Here is a 15041-nt window from a genome sequence, read left to right on the forward strand (position 1 = left end):
CCCCGGCCCCAGCCCCGGCCCCGCAGCCCCGCTGGTACGCTCAACATCTGATGAATGCGTATCGTCAGCCGGACTGGAGCGCGAGCGGGGATCACCCGCCGGCGATCAGCGACCCATTCCTCATGGGCACCGGGGTGGTCGGCGGCGACGATGTCGATCCCTCGCAGCCGATCTCGCCGCCCCACACGCACCCCGAGGCGATGCTCGCCTGGTGCTACCGGGGGACCGTGTGGATCTACCTCGAGGGCGCCATGTGGCAGCTCGGCCCGGGGCAGGGGATCTGGATCCCGGCGCGGACGCCGCACACGGCGCGCCACGAGCGGCACGCGATCGGCTGCTACACCTACGTGCCCGACGCGACGCTGCACGCTCCGGTGACCGAGGTGAGCCGGGTGCCCGTGCCGCGCGCGGTGCAAGAGATGCTGCTCCACCTCGCGTCGAACGACATGGATCCGGCGCTCCGGATCCGGATCCAGCGCGTCCTCATCGACATGCTCCAGCTGCCCGCGCAGCACGTCTCCGAGGAAGTGGGCGAGGTGCCGGTGCCGGCGGATGAGCGGGTGCGCTCGCTCGTCGAGGAGGTGCTCGCAGACCCCGGTGACGGGCGCACCGCCCGGGAGCTGTTCGCCGCCCACGGCCTGCACGAGCGGACGGTGCTGCGTGTCTTCACGGGCGACATTGGCATGAGCTTCGGGCAGTGGCGCACGGGGGTGCGCATGACGGCCGCCGCGCGGCTCATCGTGGAGGGCACGCCCGTCGGCATCGCCGGCCAGCGCTGCGGCTACGATTCGACGAGCGCGTTCTCCGCGGCGTTCAAGGGGCGCTTCGGGGTGACGCCGCGGCAGTACGTGGCGCGGGCCCAGTCGGATTCGGCCCAGCGCAACTACTGGCGCTGAGCCCGTCCCGGGAGCTGGCGGTTTCGGGATAGAACTCGTCCGCTCGGCAACACACGCGCCGTCGGCCGCCCCCTAGCATCGAATGAGTAAGGTCACCCTTGCCTACATCTGATGACAGGGTGGCGATCCGTTCCGCGTTTCCCGAGGAGAACCATGCCCGGCACCTTCGTGCGCCCCCAGATCCGTCGCGTCGCATCGCTCACCGCGCTGCTCGCCGCCGCAGCCATCGCGCTGAGCGGCTGCGCCCCGAGCGCGGGCGGCGCAGACCCCGCGTCGGCATCGGGCGACGGCGTCGTGATCGAGCACGCGCACGGCAGCACCACCATCCCGGAGAAGCCGAAGCGGATCGTCGCGCTCGGCTGGATGAGCCCCGACATCGTCGCAGCGCTCGGCACGAACCCCGTGGGCATCGAGGAGGTCTGGGGCGCCGATGACAGCGGCTACCAGCCCTGGTTCTCCGACTACGTCATGGAGCACTACGGCGAGACGCCGGAGATCATCCCGAACGCGCAGGAGGGCCCGAACTACGAGGCGATCAAGGCGCTCGACCCCGATCTCATCATCGGCCTGTACAGCGGCCTCACCGACGTGGAGTACCAGCGGCTCAGCGAGATCGCGCCCACCCTCCCGTACCTCACGCGACCCTGGGATCCGAGCACCTGGGAGGAGATGACCCGCACGATCGGCACCGCGATGTCCGAGGACGCGAAGGCGGAGGAGCTGATCTCCGAGACGGAGGAGCTCGTCAGCTCGCTCGCGGAGGATCACCCCGAGTTCGAGGACAAGACGTTCGTGTGGGGCCTCACGCTCACCGAGGGATCCACCGATCTCGGGGTCTACCTCAACTACGATCCGCGGGTGCGCATCACGGAGGAGCTCGGCTTCCGCTCCACCTCTGCGATGGACACGTTCCTCTCCACCGCCGAGGGCGACAACTGGTACACGGGCGTGAGCCTCGAACGGCTCGGCGACGTCGAGGCGGACCTCTTCGCGGCGTGGGCGGGAAGCGCCGAAGAGGGCACCTTCACCGTCGAGAACCCGGTCGTCTCGAAGTGGCAGCCGATCGCGAACGACGCCTACGTCATCTACGGCGACACCGCGCAGGCCTCCGCGATCAGCGCGCCGACGGTGCTCTCGCTGCAGTACATCCTCCCGCAGTACGTGTCCGATCTCGCGGACGCGCTGCAGGGCACGCCGACGATCACCGGGAAGTGACCGCCCGCACCACGGGGGCCGCCCGGAGCGCCGGGCTCGTCGTCGCCGGGGCGGTGCTCGTCGCCGCCCTGGTCGCCTCCCTCGCGGTGGGGAGCCGGGCGATCGACCCCGGCACCGTCATCGCGGCACTCACGGCGCCGGATCCGGAGAACCCGCTCCACCTCACCGTGCTCGAGCTGCGGCTGCCGCGCACCGTGTTCGCGGCGCTCGTCGGCGCCGCGCTCGCGGTGTGCGGCGCGCTCATCCAGGCGCTCACCCGCAACCCGCTCGCCGACCCCGGGATCCTCGGCGTCAACGCGGGATCCTCACTTGCCGTGACCTTCGCCGTGGGGGTGCTCGGGCTCACGGCGCCCGGCTCGTACGTGCCGTTCGCCCTGTTCGGCGCCCTCGCGCTCACGCTGCTCGTGTCGCTGCTCGGCTCGCTCGGCCCCTCCGGCGGCACTCCGGGCAAGCTCACCCTCGCGGGCGTTGCCCTCGGCGCCGCCTGCACGGGCCTCACGACCGCGATCGTGCTGCAGAACCACAGCACCCTGCAGGTGATGCGCTTCTGGGGTGTTGGCGCGGTGGGCGGACGCACGCTCGACCAGCTCGCGTGGGCGGGTCCGCTGATCCTCGCCGGGCTGCTCCTCGGCTTCGCCAGCGCGCGCTCGCTGAACGCGCTCGCCCTCGGCGACGAGCTCGCGGGTGCGCTCGGTGCGCGGATCCGTGTGACCCGGGTGCTCGTCGTGCTCGCGGTGACGCTCCTCGCCGGGACGAGCGTCGCCGCGGCCGGGCCGATCGCGTTCGTGGGGATCATGGTGCCCCACGCGGTGCGCTGGTTCACCGGGCCCGATCAGCGCTGGGTGCTCGCGTACTCGGTGCTCGCCGGGGCGACGTTCCTGCTGCTCGCCGACATCCTCGGCCGGATCGCCCTGCCGAACGGCGAACTGCGGGTGGGCATCGTCACGGGACTCGTCGGGGCGCCCGTGCTCGTGGCCCTCGTCCGGCGCAGGCGGGTGATCGCCCTGTGAGCCGCATCGACACCCGGGGCCGCGCCCCGCTCCGTCGACGCGCGGAACCCCTCGTGCGCACGGGGCGCCGGGAGCTCTGGTTCGACGGCGCCCGCGCCTCCGGCCGCGTGCCCGTTCGCGCGCTCGCGGTCTGCGCGGCGCTCGCCGCCGTCATCGTCGTGGTCGGGATCGCCTCCCTGACGATCGGCTCGTACGCCCTCGATCCTGCCACCGTGCTCCGCGCCCTCGTCGACCCCGCGGCAGATCCCGACGCGCGCCAGGTGGTGTTCGAGTGGCGCCTGCCCCGGCTCCTGTTCGCGGTGCTCACGGGCGCGGCGCTCGCGCTCTCGGGCGGGATCTTCCAGTCGCTCACTCGGAACCCGCTCGGCTCGCCCGACATTATCGGCTTCGGTGTGGGTGCCCAGTTCGGCGTGACGCTCACGCTCGTGGTGCTCGGCCTCAACACGTACCTCTTCAAGGCCGCGGGCGCGCTCATCGGCGGGCTGCTCACCGCGCTCCTCGTCTACGCCCTCGCCGCGAAGCGGACGACGAGCTCATTCCGGCTGATCATCGTCGGGATCGGCGTCGCCGCCGGGCTCGGCTCGCTGAGCTCCTGGATTCTCATATCCGTGAGCGTCGAGCAGGCCATGATGGTGGCCACCTGGGGCGCGGGCACGCTCGCCTCGCTCGGCTTCGAGCAGCTGCTGCCCGCGGCGCTCGTGTTCGCCGTGGTGGTCTGCGCGTCGCTGCCGCTCGCGCGCACGCTGCCGCTGCTCGAACTCGGCGACGACGCGGCGGCGGCGCTCGGGATCCGCCCCGGCCGCCTCCGCTTCGGGGCCATGCTCGCGGGCGTCGCGCTCGTCGCCCTCGTCACGGCGGCGGCCGGGCCGATCTCCTTCATCGCGCTGGCGGCGCCCCAGATCTGCCAGCGCCTCATCCGCTCGAACACCCCGATGGGCACGCTTCCGCTCATGCTCACGGGGGCCGTGCTCGTGGTCGTCTCGGACGCGATCGCGCAGCTCGCGCTCGTCCCCGTCGGCGTCGTCACCGTGTCGCTCGGCGGCCTCTACCTCGCCTGGCTGCTCGCGGTGCAGTACCGGCGCACCCCCTGAAAGGACCCCATGACCTCCGCTCTCCGCGCACGCGACGTGAGCCTCGGCTACGGCGACACCGCCATCGTCGAGTCGCTCTCGCTCGACATCCCCGATGGATCGTTCACCGTGATCATCGGGCCGAACGCCTGCGGGAAGTCGACCCTGCTCCGTGGCTTCTCCCGGCTGCTCCGGCCCCGCTCGGGGGCCGTGCTCCTCGACGGCGCCGAGCTGCACTCCCGCCCGCCGAAGGAGGTGGCTCGGCGGCTCGGCTTGCTGCCGCAGTCGGCCATCGCGCCCGACGGGATCACCGTCGCCGACCTCGTGGGGCGCGGACGCTTCCCGCACCAGAGCGCGCTGCGCACCTGGAGTCGGGCCGACGAGGAGGCCGTGGCCCGGGCACTCGCGGCAACGGCGACGACGGCGCTCTCCCACCGCCTCGTCGAGGAGCTTTCGGGCGGCCAGCGCCAGCGCGTCTGGGTGGCCATGGCGCTCGCGCAGGAGACGGGGCACCTGCTGCTCGACGAGCCCACCACGTATCTCGACATCGCCCATCAGATCGACCTGCTCGAACTCTTCGCCGAACTGCACCGCGGCGGCACCACGGTCGTCGCAGTGCTCCACGATCTGAACCACGCCGCCCGCTACGCCACGCACCTCGTCGCGATGCGCGACGGCGCGATCGTGGCGCAGGGCGAGCCCCGCACGGTGATCACGGAGGAGCTCGTCGAGCGCGTCTACGAGCTCCCGTGCCGGGTGATCGAGGATCCGGTCTCGGGCGCCCCGCTCGTGCTGCCGCTCGGCAGGACTGGCCGATGACGGCGACGCCCGGCTCGCTCTTCCGGCTCGCGCTCGCGGGCGAGGGCCGCGGTCTCGCGCTCACCGGGGCGACCGGGCTGCTCGTGCTGCACGCGCTCGCGGAGACGACGATCCCGGTGCTCATCGGGATCGTCGTCGACCGGGCGGTGCTCCCCGCCGACGTCGCGGCGCTCGGGATCTGGCTCGGCGTGCTGCTCGCCGTGTTCCTCGTGCTCACCCTCTCCTACCAGGGCGCGTCGCGGCTCATGGTGACGGTCTACGGGACGGGGGAGCAGGCCCTCAGGAACCTCGCGCTCGCGCGGCTCCTGCGCCCCCGCCTCCCGGCCCGCGCGCTCAGCGCGGGGGAGGCGCTCGGCTACGTCACCTCGGACACCTACCGCGTCGCGGGCGTCGCCTGGTCGGTCGCGCAGCAGAGCGCGACGGTGGCGGCGATCGTCGCCTCGGCCTGCGCGATGCTCGTCATCTCGCCCGCGGCCACCATCGTCGTCTTCGTCGCGACGGCGCTCATGATGCTCGTCATGCGGCTCGTGTCCCGGCCGCTCGAACGCCGGGGGCTCGTGGAGCAGGGCGCGGCGACGGAAGCGGGCGCCGTCGCGGCCGACTTCATGTCGGGTTTCCGCGTGCTGGTCGGCATGGGCGCGCGCGGCGAGGCCGTGCGACGCTACGCCGCGGCGAGCGACCGATCCCGCCGGGCGGCGACGGGCGCGGGCCGCGCGCTCGCGGGGGCCGAGGCGGTCAGCGCGACGCTCGCCGCGCTCGCGACGGCGGGCCTCGCCGGGCTGTCGGCCTGGTTCGCGAGCGCCGGCAGCATCAGCATCGGCGAGCTCGTCACGGTGCTCGGCCTCGCCCAGTTCGTGAGCGGCGCGCTCGCGCACGCGGGCTCATTCCCGGCGAACTGGGCGCACAAGCTCGCCTCCGCGCGCCGGCTCGCCGAGCTCATCAACACCCCCGACCTCCTCCCGGCCCCCGAGGCCGGCGCCGGCCGCCCCGCGCACCCGGACGTCGTGCTGAGCTTCGTGCCCGGCGGGAGCGAGCGGGCCGGGGCGCCGCGCGTCGAGGTGCGGCGCGGGGAGAAGCTCGGGATCCGCCCCGCCGACACCGCCGCCGCACGCGCGGCCTCGCGCGTGCTGGGCCACCGCGCCGTCGTGCCCCGGGGCGTGCTCGCCGTCGCCCACGGCGGCGAGCTGCGGGACGCCCGCGACCTCCGCGCCGAGGAGTTCCGTCGCGCGGTCGTGTCGCTCCCGCACCGGCAGGCCATGGCGAGCGACAGCCTGCGCGTGGCCGTGCTCGGCCCGGCAGCTGCCGGATCGGGAGCCGAGCCGAGCGCCGCCGCGATCGACGCCGCGGCACTCGCCGCAGTTGTCCCCGAGCTCGGTGGGTGGGAGGCGCCGCTCGGCGAGGGCGGCCGCCGCGTCTCCGGCGGGCAGCGGCAGCGAATCGGGATCGCGCGGGGGCTCCACGCGGATGCCGCCGTGCTCGTGCTCGACGAACCGACCTCCGCGGTCGACGCGGTGACGGAGGCCGCGATCGCGGCCGAACTCGCCGCCCGCCCGGAGACCCTCGTGCTCATCTCGTCCTCGCCCGTGCTGCTCGGCGCGTGCGAGCGCGTGATCGAGTGGCACGCCCCGGCCACGGAGGAGTCCGCATGAGCGCCCACCGCGCGATCCTCCCCATCGCGAACGGCCGCGAGGTGCGCCGGGTGCTCGCCCGGCTGTTCTCCCGGCACCGCGCCCGGAGCTGCGCCGCGGGCGCGCTCCTCCTCCTTGCGAACGTGCTCGGCCTCGTGCTGCCGCTCGCGCTCGGCCGCATCGTCGACGCCGTCGTGCGCGACGCCGGCCCCGCCGCCATCGGCGCGTGGGTGCTCGGCGCCGCGGCCGGGGCGATCGCCGCGGCGCTTGTCGGCCTGTGGGGGACACGCGTGCTTGTCGGGCTCGTCCAGGAGACGCTCGCCGCGCTGCGCGAGGAGGTCTTCGCCTCGGCGATGTCGCTCCCGGTCGCGGAGATCGACGACGGGGAGAGTGCCGACCTGATCTCGCGGGTCACGGGCGACGTCGAAGCGGTCGCCGAGGCCGGGGGTGACCTCATGCCGACCCTCCTCTCCGCGCTCTTCGCGATCGCGGTCTCGCTCGTCTCGCTCGCCGCGATCGACGTGCGGCTAGCGCTCGCGGGGCTCGCCTCCCTGCCCTGCTACGCGATCGGCACGCGGATCTTCCTCCGCCGTTCCCGCGTCGTGTTCCGCGAGGTGCGCGAGCGCGAGGCGGCGCGCAGCCAGGCGGTGCTCGAGGCCGTCGAGGGGCGGGAGACCCTCACCGCGCTCGGCGAGGAGGGGCACGCGATCGAGCGGGTGGCCGAGCGGGCGCGGGCCTCGATCCGCACCCAGATCGTTGGCGCCCGGCTGCGCAACCGGCTGTTCTTCGCGATCAACGGCGGTGAGGCCATCGGCATGGTGGCGCTCCTCGCGACGGGCTTCGCGCTGAGCGGCGCCGGCGCCGTGAGCGTGGGCATGGTCACGGCCGCGGCGCTCGTGTTCCACCGGCTCTTCGGCCCGATCGGACAGCTCATCTTCGGGCTCGACGACATTCAGCGCGCCACGATCGGGCTCGCCCGGCTCGTCGGGGTGATCGAGGCGGCGCAGACGGACGGCGCCGCGGCCCAGGCCGACACCGCTGCCGAGCCAGCCAGTACCGCTGCCGAGCCCGCCGGCACCGCAGACACTTCCGCCGCCGTCGCCCTCGACGCCGTGACCTTCCACTACCCGCGCACGGGGCGGGGCGTCGACGCGGTGACGCTCCGCATCGCCGCGGGCACGACGGCGGCGTTCGTCGGCGCCTCGGGCTCGGGCAAGAGCACGCTCGCGAAGCTCATCGCGGGGCAGTACGCCCCCGATTCCGGGCGGCTGCGCACCGCGGCCGAGCCCTACACGATCTCGCAGGAGCTGCACCAGTTCCGCGGGGGCATCGCGGCGAACCTCACGCTCGCCGCACCCGATGCGGATCCCGAGCAGCTGCGCGCCGCGCTCGCGGCGGTCGGGGCGGACTGGGCGCTCGCCGCGCTCGATCGAGAGGACGCGGGGGCCGACGCGGAGTCCTGGGACGAGGGCCGGATCCAGCAGCTCGCGATCGCCCGCGCGCTGCTCGCCGACCCCGCGATCGTGATCCTCGACGAGCCGACCGCCGAGGTGGGCCTCCAGGCGCGGCCCGCCGTGGACGCGGCGATCGCGCGGGTGCGGCGGGGGCGCACCGCCGTGCTCATCGCGCACCAGCTCGGCCCCGTGGTCTCCGCCGAGCAGATCGTGGTGTTCGCCGAGGGGCGCGCCGTGCAGCGCGGCGCGCACGAGGAGCTCGTGCGCGCGCCCGGGCCGTACCGGGAGCTCTGGGCCGCGCAGGCGCGGACCGAGCCCCCGGCCGGGGGCCGCTAGGCGGCGGGCGGCTCTTCCGCGGAGATACTCGCAGCCGCGGGCATCTCCGCCTCGGCCTCCCGCTCGCGGCGCTTGGCCGCGCGTCCCTGCGCGACGAGGTTCAGCGTCTCGACGAGCACCGCGAAGGCCATCGGGCCGTAGATGAGCGCCTTGTCGATCTTCACGCCGAAGCCCTCGGCGATCAGGAACACCGCGATGAGGAGCAGGAAGGACAGCGCCAGCATCTTGACGGTGGGGTGGCGGTTGACGAACGCGAAGATCGTGCCGGAGGCGAACAGCATGATGCCGAACGACACGAGCACCGCGGCGATGATCACGATCATGTTCGAGGTCATGCCGACCGCGGTGATCACCGAGTCGAGCGAGAAGACGAGGTCGAGCGCGAGGATCTGCGCGATCACGGCGCCGAAGGTCGTCGCGACGGCGCCGGGTTTCGGCGCTTCCTCGTCGTGACCCTCGAACTTGTGGTGGATCTCCTGGATCGCCTTGGTGAGCAGGAAGAGGCCGCCCGCGATCAGGATCAGGTCCTTCACGGAGAAGCCGAAGTCGCCGATCTCGATGAAGTCATCGGTGAGCGTGATGATCCAGCCCGCGAAGAAGATGAGCACCACGCGCATGAGCATGGCGAGGCTGAGGCCGAGCTTCCGCGCCTTCGCCTGCTGGTGCGGCGGCAGCTTGCCGGCGAGGATCGAGATGAAGATCACGTTGTCGACGCCGAGCACCACCTCCAGCAGGAAGAGCGCAAGAAAGACGGCGACGAGGTCGGGGGAGAGGGATAAGTCGAACTCCATGGAATTACGCTAGGGCACGATCCGGCACCTCACAGCGTTCGTTCAGCGCACTCGCGGCACTCTCGCGGCACATCTGCGGCGCATTCGCGGCGGACGGCGCCGGGGGATCGGCGAAGCGCCCGGGCGCGCGGCCCGCACCGAGTGCCCCTGACAGGCTTCGCGTAGAAGATCCACGGGTGCTAGACAGGAAATTCAGTGTCGGCTTATGCTGTGGAACGGTGCGCCGTTCCCGGTGGGGGAGTCGCGGGCACGATGGCGAGGAGGCTGGCATGGGGCGAGTTCGACGGCTGGGCAGTGCGGCGATTGCGGCGGCGGTGATCTCGACCGCGCTCGTGCCGCAGGCGGCGTTCGCGCAGGACCCGCTCGACAGCCCCTGCTGGGGGATCACGTTCCCGTTCGCCCCGCCCGCGGGGAGTGCCGTGTTCGTGGTCACGCAGCCCGGCGACGACGCGGCGGTCGCGGGCACGCTCCGCTGGGCGGTCGAGCAGGCGGCCGCGCACGACGGGCCCGCCGAGATCGTGCTCGACTCGGGGCTCGTCGTCGAGTCCGTCGGCGAGCTCACACTCAGCCACCCCACCGTGCTGCGCAGCTCGGTGCCGGGGAGCCCCGCCGAGGTCCGTCACATCGGCGGCTCCGAGCCGCTCTTCACCGAGGCGGGCGTCGACGACTTCGCGGTGCAGCTCACGGATCTCCGCTTCACGGGAACGCAGCCCGAGCAGAGCGGCCTCGACTTCTCGAGCACGATCTGCGCGCTCGGGCTCAGCGGCGTCACGGTCTCGGGATTCGAGTACCAGCCCCTCGTCGTCGGCGACACCTGGCCGTTCGTCGGTCTCGACGTCGTGAACAGCGTGTTCGCGGACAACGGCCCGCGCACGGACGACCCGTCGTCCGAGGCCGCCCTGGCGATCTCCAACGAGGGGGTGAGCGGGACGTACTCCGTGCGCAACAGCCTCTTCACGGGGAACCGCATGACGGGCTTCGCCGTGGAGGCGGGGCTCGAATCCGGCTGGGACGGCATGCACGGCAACGTGACGGTGTCCGACTCCGTATTCGAGGACAACGCCGGCTCCGAGGACGCGAGCGGCGGCATCCGCATGGAGGGGCTGTACTTCTCCCAGCTGGACGAGGAGCACCCGCCTGCGGACCGCGCGGCGCCCATGCTGTCGGTGACGAACAGTCGCTTCGTCGGAAACAGCGGCGGCGGCGCGGGAGGCATCCTCGTGCAGAACGTGAGCCGCCAGGCCGACGACCCGGACGAGCTCGCCTCCTTCGTCGTCGTCGAGGGGAGCACCTTCTCCGGCAACACCACCGGCGCGGCCCCCGGCCGCGCGGACGCGCCTGCGCGCGACCTCGCAATCGAGAGCGCCGACGGCGCGGAGACCGGGGCGTCTCGGCTCCTCGCCGTGACGAACTCCACCTTCGTGGGCGACGCCGCCGCGCCGAGCATCCATCTCGCGAGCGCGATGGGGGAGACGAGCCTGCAGCACGTCACGATGGTCGACAGCGGGGTCGCGATCGACGCGCACCAGATGCCCGCGACGGTGTCGTTCGAGCGCTCGGTCTTCGACGGCCGCTCCGGCGGGCTGATCACCTCCGGCCCGGCGCCGGGCACGCAGCCAGACCTCGTGGCCACCGAGCAGTTCATGGCGTACACGGAGGCGCCGAGCGAGGCGTGGGTCGCGCCCGGCCCGGGCCGAGTGGTCGGCACGAGCGCCGAGTTCGCGCTCGGAGAGCTGGCCGACAGCTCGGGGCCGACGCCCGTGTTCCTGCCGCAGCCGGGCTCGGTGCTCATCGACGCGGCAGCGACCCCCGGAGCGGAGCTCGATCAGCGCGGCATCGCCCGGCCCCAGGGCGCCGGGTCCGACATCGGTGCGGTCGAGCTGAGTTCCGGCGTGAGCACCCTGCAACTCGGCGGCGATCAGCGTGTGGACGCCGGGGGCGCCCTGACGTTCACGGTGACCCGCGAGAACGTGCAGGGCGAGATCCCCTGGACGGGCGAGGTTTCGGCCCAGGTGCGCGCGATCGACGGCTCGGCCCTGGCGGGCACCGATTTCACCGCGATCGAGCCCACGTCCCTCACCTGGGCGGCCGGGGACACCGCGCCGAAACAGGTGACGATCGAGACTGGGCCGGGTCGCATCGGCGGCGGCGAGCTCGCCATGCAGCTCGAGCTGACCGAGCCCAGCGCGCACGCGGAGCTCGGAGCGCGCACCCTCGCGAGCGGCACCATCGTGCATCCCGTGGAGCCCGGACCGAAGCCCGAGCCGAAGCCCGAACCGAAGCCGGAGCCCGAACCGAAGCCGGAGCCGAAGCCCGAGCCGAAGCCCGAGCTCGCGACGACGGGCGGTGCCGACGCGGGCCTCGGGCTGCTGCTCGGCGCGGGGCTCGCGCTCGCCGGCGCCGGTGCGCTGCTCTTCCGCCGCCGCGCGGGCGAGCGCTAGCCGGTGTGGGCGGCGAGGCCGGGCAGCTCCCTGAGCCCGGCATCGCCGTCCAGCTCGAGCACCGTGTCGAGGCCGAGGCGCTCGAGGAACGCGAAGTCGTGGCTCACGACGAGGAGCGCTCCGCGGTAGGCATCGAGCGCCTGGGCGAGCTGCTCGACGCTCGCGAGGTCGAGGTTGTTGGTGGGCTCGTCGAGCACGAGGAGCTGCGCGGGCGGATCCGCGAGGAGCAGGCGCGCGAGCGCCACCCGGAACCGCTCGCCGCCCGAGAGCGTGCCCACGGGCCGGTGCGCGGCCTCGCCGCGCAGGAGGAGCCGCGCAAGCTGGTTCTGGATCGTCCCCGTGGGAACCTCCGGGGCGACCGCCTGCACGTTCTCGATCGCGCTGGCCGCCTCGTCGAGCCCGTCGAGGCGCTGGGCGAGGAATCCCACTCGATCGGTGAGGAGCGTGGCCGTCGGCCGACCGGGTGCGGGCTCCCCGCCGTGCACGAGCTGAGCCAGGAGCGTCGACTTCCCCGAGCCGTTCGCTCCGACGAGTGCGGTGCGCTCGGGCCCCTGCAGCACCGTCGCCCGCCCGTCCCAGCGGAACTCGGCGAGACGGCGACCGCGCGGCACCCCGGGGTCGGGGAGTGCGAGACTGATCCGCTCGTCGACCCGCACCCGGGCGTCCGCCGCATCGACAGCCGCCTGCGCCGCGTCGACCTTGCTGTCGAGCGTGCCCCGCAAGGCCCCGGCTGACGCCTGCGCCTTGCTGGCCCGATTGCCCGCGAGGATCTTCGGGATTCCGCCGCTCACCTGCGTCTGCTTCGCGGTCCGCTCGCGCCGGGCGAGTTTCGTCTCCGCCTCGACGCGCTGCCGCTTCTCGACCTTCAATGCCTGCTGCGCGCTCCGCGCCGCCTGCTCGGCGGCGGCCTGCTGCTGCGCGTGGTGCGCCTCCCACGCACTGTAGGGGCCGCCGAAGCTCTCGATCCGGCCGGCGAAGAGCTCGGCCGTGTGCTCCATCCGTTCGAGCAGCTCACGGTCGTGGCTCACCACGACGAGCGTGCCGGGCCACGCGTCGACGAGCTCGCCGAGGCGCGCCCGGGTGCGGCGGTCGAGGTTGTTCGTCGGCTCGTCGAGCAGCGTGATCGGGGTGCGCCGGATCCGGAGCCCCATGATCGCGATGAGCATGGCTTCGCCCCCGGAGACCTCGCCGACCCGCCGATCGATGTCTGCGGGGGCGAAGCCGAGCTGATCGAGCGCCTCCCCGGCGCGCGACTCGATGTCCCAGTCGTCGCCGACGGCGTCGAAGTGCTCCTGCGCCACATCGCCCGCCTCGATGGCGCGCAGAGCGGCGAGGGTGCGGTGGATCCCGAGCAGTTCCGCGAGCGGTGCGTCCGCGCGGAGCGTGAGGGTCTGGCGGAGGAAGCCGACCTCGCCGCTCGCGACGATGCGGCCCGAGCTCGGTGCGAGCTCGCCCGCGATGAGGCGCAGGAGCGTGGACTTGCCCGCGCCATTGCGCCCGACGAGGCCGGTGCGGCCCGCGCTGAGGGTGCCCGACACGTGGTCGAGAGCGGGCGCTCCGTCGGGCCAGGAGAAGGAGAGGTCGTGGAGAGTGATGGCTGGTGAAGAGGACATGGCGATCGCCTTTCGAAGTGCTCGGGCGCGCGGCGGCCCCGCGGGGTGCGCCGGGATCGCCGGTGCACCGCTGCGCGGTGGCGCACGCGCGTCACGGGGAGCGGTGCTGCGGGAGAGGAACGGCGGCGGCGCGGTCCGCGGTCAACGCCCGTGGGGGCGGACTCCTGCGGAGCTGGGGCGCGTGCTCGCGCGACGGGGCGCGAGTGCCACCGGCGGGGCGGTGGCTAGTTGCCGTCCACTTCGATCAGATCCATGCGGCCAGTGTAGCAGCGGGCCGGGCGCGCCGCTCAGTCGCGGGGCGCGCGCAGCGTGAGGGAGCAGAGCGCGCCGATGACGCTCACGGCCGCCGCGATGGCGAAGAGCGTGGTGAACGGTGCCGCATCGACGGCGCCCGCAGCGGAGGCCCCGGCCGCGCCGGTGTGTGCACCCGCAAGCACGGCGGTCGACACCGGGGTGCCGAGCGCCGATCCGACCGTGCGGAGCACGCCGTTGACGCCGAGCGCCGCGGCGATCTCACTGCGCGGGGCGAGCCCGGCCACGAGGTCGGCGACGACCGCGAAGCCGATGCCGTTGCCGAGCCCGATGAGCGAGAAGAAGACCACGACCACGGCGAGGCTGCCGGGACCTAGAGCGACGCCCGCGCTCCCGAGCGCCATGACCGCGAGCGCCGAGAGCGCGGTGACGCGCGATCCCGTGCGCGCGATGAGCCAGGGGGCGAAGCGCCCGCCGAGGAACACGAGCACGGCGCCCGGGAGGAGCGCGATGCCGGTCTCGGTGACGGAGAAGCCCTGGCCCACGCCCGCCCCAGCGGGGGCCTGGAGCAGGATCGGCAGGCCCACGTAGAAGAGGTAGGGGATGAAGCCGAGGAAGAGGGTGAGCCCGTTGGTCACCGCGAGCGCGGGCCGGGCGAGCGTGCGCACGTCGATGAGCGGGGCCGCCGTGCGGAGCTCCACGGCCACGAGCGCGGCGAGCGCGGCGAGGGCGAGTGCGAAGAGCCCGAGGATCGCGGCGGACCCCCAGCCCCACGCCGTGCCCTGCGAGATGCCGAGCAGAAGGGCGAGGAGCCCCGTCGTGAGGAGCAGCGTGCCGGGCCAGTCGGTCGGCGCCGCGGCGCCGCGGGGCGAGGCGGGGACCCAGACGCTGATCAGGAGGAGGGAGAGCGCGCCCATGAGCGCGCCCGTGATGAAGAGCCAGTGCCAGGAGAGGCCCTCGACGATCACGCCGCCGACGACGAGTGCGGCTCCGGCGCCGAGGCCCATCGTGCCGCTCAGCCAGCCGATCGCGGAGCGCTGCGCGGCGCCGCTCGTGTGCCGCCGCACGATGGCGAGCGCGAGCGGGAACGCGGCCATGCTGGCACCCTGCAGCACCCGGCCGACGAGGAGCGCGGGGAGCGACCAGGCTGCGGCGGCGAGCACGGCTCCCGCGACGAAGAGGGCGAACGCGAGGAGCAGAATCTTCCGGTGCCCGTGGCGATCGCCGAGCGAGCCGAGGATCGGTGCGGCGACGGCGCCGCACAGGAGGTAGCTCGTGAGGATCCAGCCTGCGACCGCCGAATCGACGCCGAACTCGGCGATGAACGTGGGCAGCGCCGGCACGAGCAGCGTCTGCATCATCGAGAAGGTGAGCACGGCGGTGGCGAGCGCGAAGACGAGCCGGGCGGAGGAGCGCTGCGGGGCGGGCGGCGCCGCGGGGAGCGGGATGGGGGCGGTGCTCGGCTGCGGGGCGGGGGAGGGCATGCGACTCGAATCTGTCCGGCGGTCTGACGGTG

The 15041-nt window shown here is 73.6% G+C and carries 11 protein-coding genes; 8 read left to right on the top strand and 3 right to left on the bottom strand.

Annotation, left to right across the window (positions count from 1 at the left end; all coding sequences use genetic code 11):
* The first annotated feature begins 50 nt into the window (after nt 1-50).
* From U874_RS0112075 to U874_RS0112105, 7 genes are all read left to right on the top strand, one after another.
* A complete protein-coding gene (locus U874_RS0112075) occupies nt 51-896 on the top strand; it encodes an AraC family transcriptional regulator (protein WP_025134795.1) in 846 nt (281 codons plus the stop codon).
* A 153-nt stretch (nt 897-1049) separates the two neighbouring features.
* A complete protein-coding gene (locus U874_RS0112080; RefSeq protein WP_025134796.1) occupies nt 1050-2111 on the top strand; it encodes an ABC transporter substrate-binding protein in 1062 nt (353 codons plus the stop codon).
* Entirely contained in the window at nt 2108-3121 is a 1014-nt protein-coding gene (locus U874_RS0112085) for an iron ABC transporter permease (protein ID WP_025134797.1), read from the top strand. Before U874_RS0112080 ends, U874_RS0112085 begins: the two co-directional genes overlap by 4 nt.
* Nucleotides 3118-4212: an iron chelate uptake ABC transporter family permease subunit gene (locus U874_RS0112090; protein WP_025134798.1), complete on the top strand. Its 1095-nt coding sequence runs from the start codon at nt 3118-3120 to the stop codon at nt 4210-4212. Before U874_RS0112085 ends, U874_RS0112090 begins: the two co-directional genes overlap by 4 nt.
* A gap of 9 nt (nt 4213-4221) precedes the next feature.
* Nucleotides 4222-5010 (top strand): ABC transporter ATP-binding protein, encoded by a 789-nt coding sequence (locus U874_RS0112095; protein WP_025134799.1) that lies wholly within the window; start codon nt 4222-4224, stop codon nt 5008-5010.
* Entirely contained in the window at nt 5007-6659 is a 1653-nt protein-coding gene (locus tag U874_RS0112100) for an ABC transporter ATP-binding protein (protein ID WP_036058160.1), read from the top strand. Before U874_RS0112095 ends, U874_RS0112100 begins: the two co-directional genes overlap by 4 nt.
* Entirely contained in the window at nt 6656-8428 is a 1773-nt protein-coding gene (locus tag U874_RS0112105) for an ABC transporter ATP-binding protein (RefSeq protein ID WP_029988368.1), read from the top strand. The genes U874_RS0112100 and U874_RS0112105 overlap by 4 nt, the downstream gene beginning before the upstream one ends.
* On the opposite strand, the gene U874_RS0112110 is transcribed toward U874_RS0112105, so the two are convergent.
* On the bottom strand, nt 8425-9219 hold the full coding sequence (locus U874_RS0112110) for a TerC family protein (protein WP_025134801.1): 795 nt from the start codon (nt 9217-9219) through the stop codon (nt 8425-8427). The two genes, U874_RS0112105 and U874_RS0112110, sit on opposite strands and share 4 nt — an antisense overlap.
* A 269-nt stretch (nt 9220-9488) precedes the next feature.
* On the opposite strand from U874_RS0112110, the gene U874_RS15700 reads away from it, so the two are divergent.
* Nucleotides 9489-11660, top strand: a complete 2172-nt coding sequence (locus U874_RS15700; protein WP_025134802.1) for a choice-of-anchor Q domain-containing protein — start codon at nt 9489-9491, stop codon at nt 11658-11660.
* On the opposite strand, the gene U874_RS0112120 is transcribed toward U874_RS15700, so the two are convergent.
* Nucleotides 11657-13273 (bottom strand): ABC-F family ATP-binding cassette domain-containing protein, encoded by a 1617-nt coding sequence (locus U874_RS0112120; protein ID WP_025134803.1) that lies wholly within the window; start codon nt 13271-13273, stop codon nt 11657-11659. The genes U874_RS15700 and U874_RS0112120 overlap by 4 nt on opposite strands.
* Before the next feature lie 287 nt (nt 13274-13560).
* Entirely contained in the window at nt 13561-15009 is a 1449-nt protein-coding gene (locus U874_RS0112125) for an MFS transporter (RefSeq protein ID WP_025134804.1), read from the bottom strand.
* Between the last annotated feature and the right edge of the window lie 32 nt (nt 15010-15041).

The organism is Leucobacter sp. PH1c (genome assembly GCF_000633415.1).
Taxonomy (GTDB): Bacteria; Actinomycetota; Actinomycetes; order Actinomycetales; family Microbacteriaceae; genus Leucobacter.

Excerpts from the sequence above, each read along its gene's own strand:
- U874_RS0112125 (WP_025134804.1), bottom strand. The coding sequence starts at position 15,009 with ATGCCCTCCCCCGCCCCGCAGCCGAGCACCGCCCCCATCCCGCTCCCC.
- U874_RS0112105 (WP_029988368.1), top strand. The coding sequence starts at position 6,656 with ATGAGCGCCCACCGCGCGATCCTCCCCATCGCGAACGGCCGCGAGGTG.
- U874_RS0112110 (WP_025134801.1), bottom strand. The coding sequence starts at position 9,219 with ATGGAGTTCGACTTATCCCTCTCCCCCGACCTCGTCGCCGTCTTTCTT.
- U874_RS0112080 (WP_025134796.1), top strand. The coding sequence starts at position 1,050 with ATGCCCGGCACCTTCGTGCGCCCCCAGATCCGTCGCGTCGCATCGCTC.
- U874_RS0112120 (WP_025134803.1), bottom strand. The coding sequence starts at position 13,273 with ATGTCCTCTTCACCAGCCATCACTCTCCACGACCTCTCCTTCTCCTGG.
- U874_RS15700 (WP_025134802.1), top strand. The coding sequence starts at position 9,489 with ATGGGGCGAGTTCGACGGCTGGGCAGTGCGGCGATTGCGGCGGCGGTG.
- U874_RS0112095 (WP_025134799.1), top strand. The coding sequence starts at position 4,222 with ATGACCTCCGCTCTCCGCGCACGCGACGTGAGCCTCGGCTACGGCGAC.
- U874_RS0112075 (WP_025134795.1), top strand. The coding sequence starts at position 51 with ATGAATGCGTATCGTCAGCCGGACTGGAGCGCGAGCGGGGATCACCCG.
- U874_RS0112100 (WP_036058160.1), top strand. The coding sequence starts at position 5,007 with ATGACGGCGACGCCCGGCTCGCTCTTCCGGCTCGCGCTCGCGGGCGAG.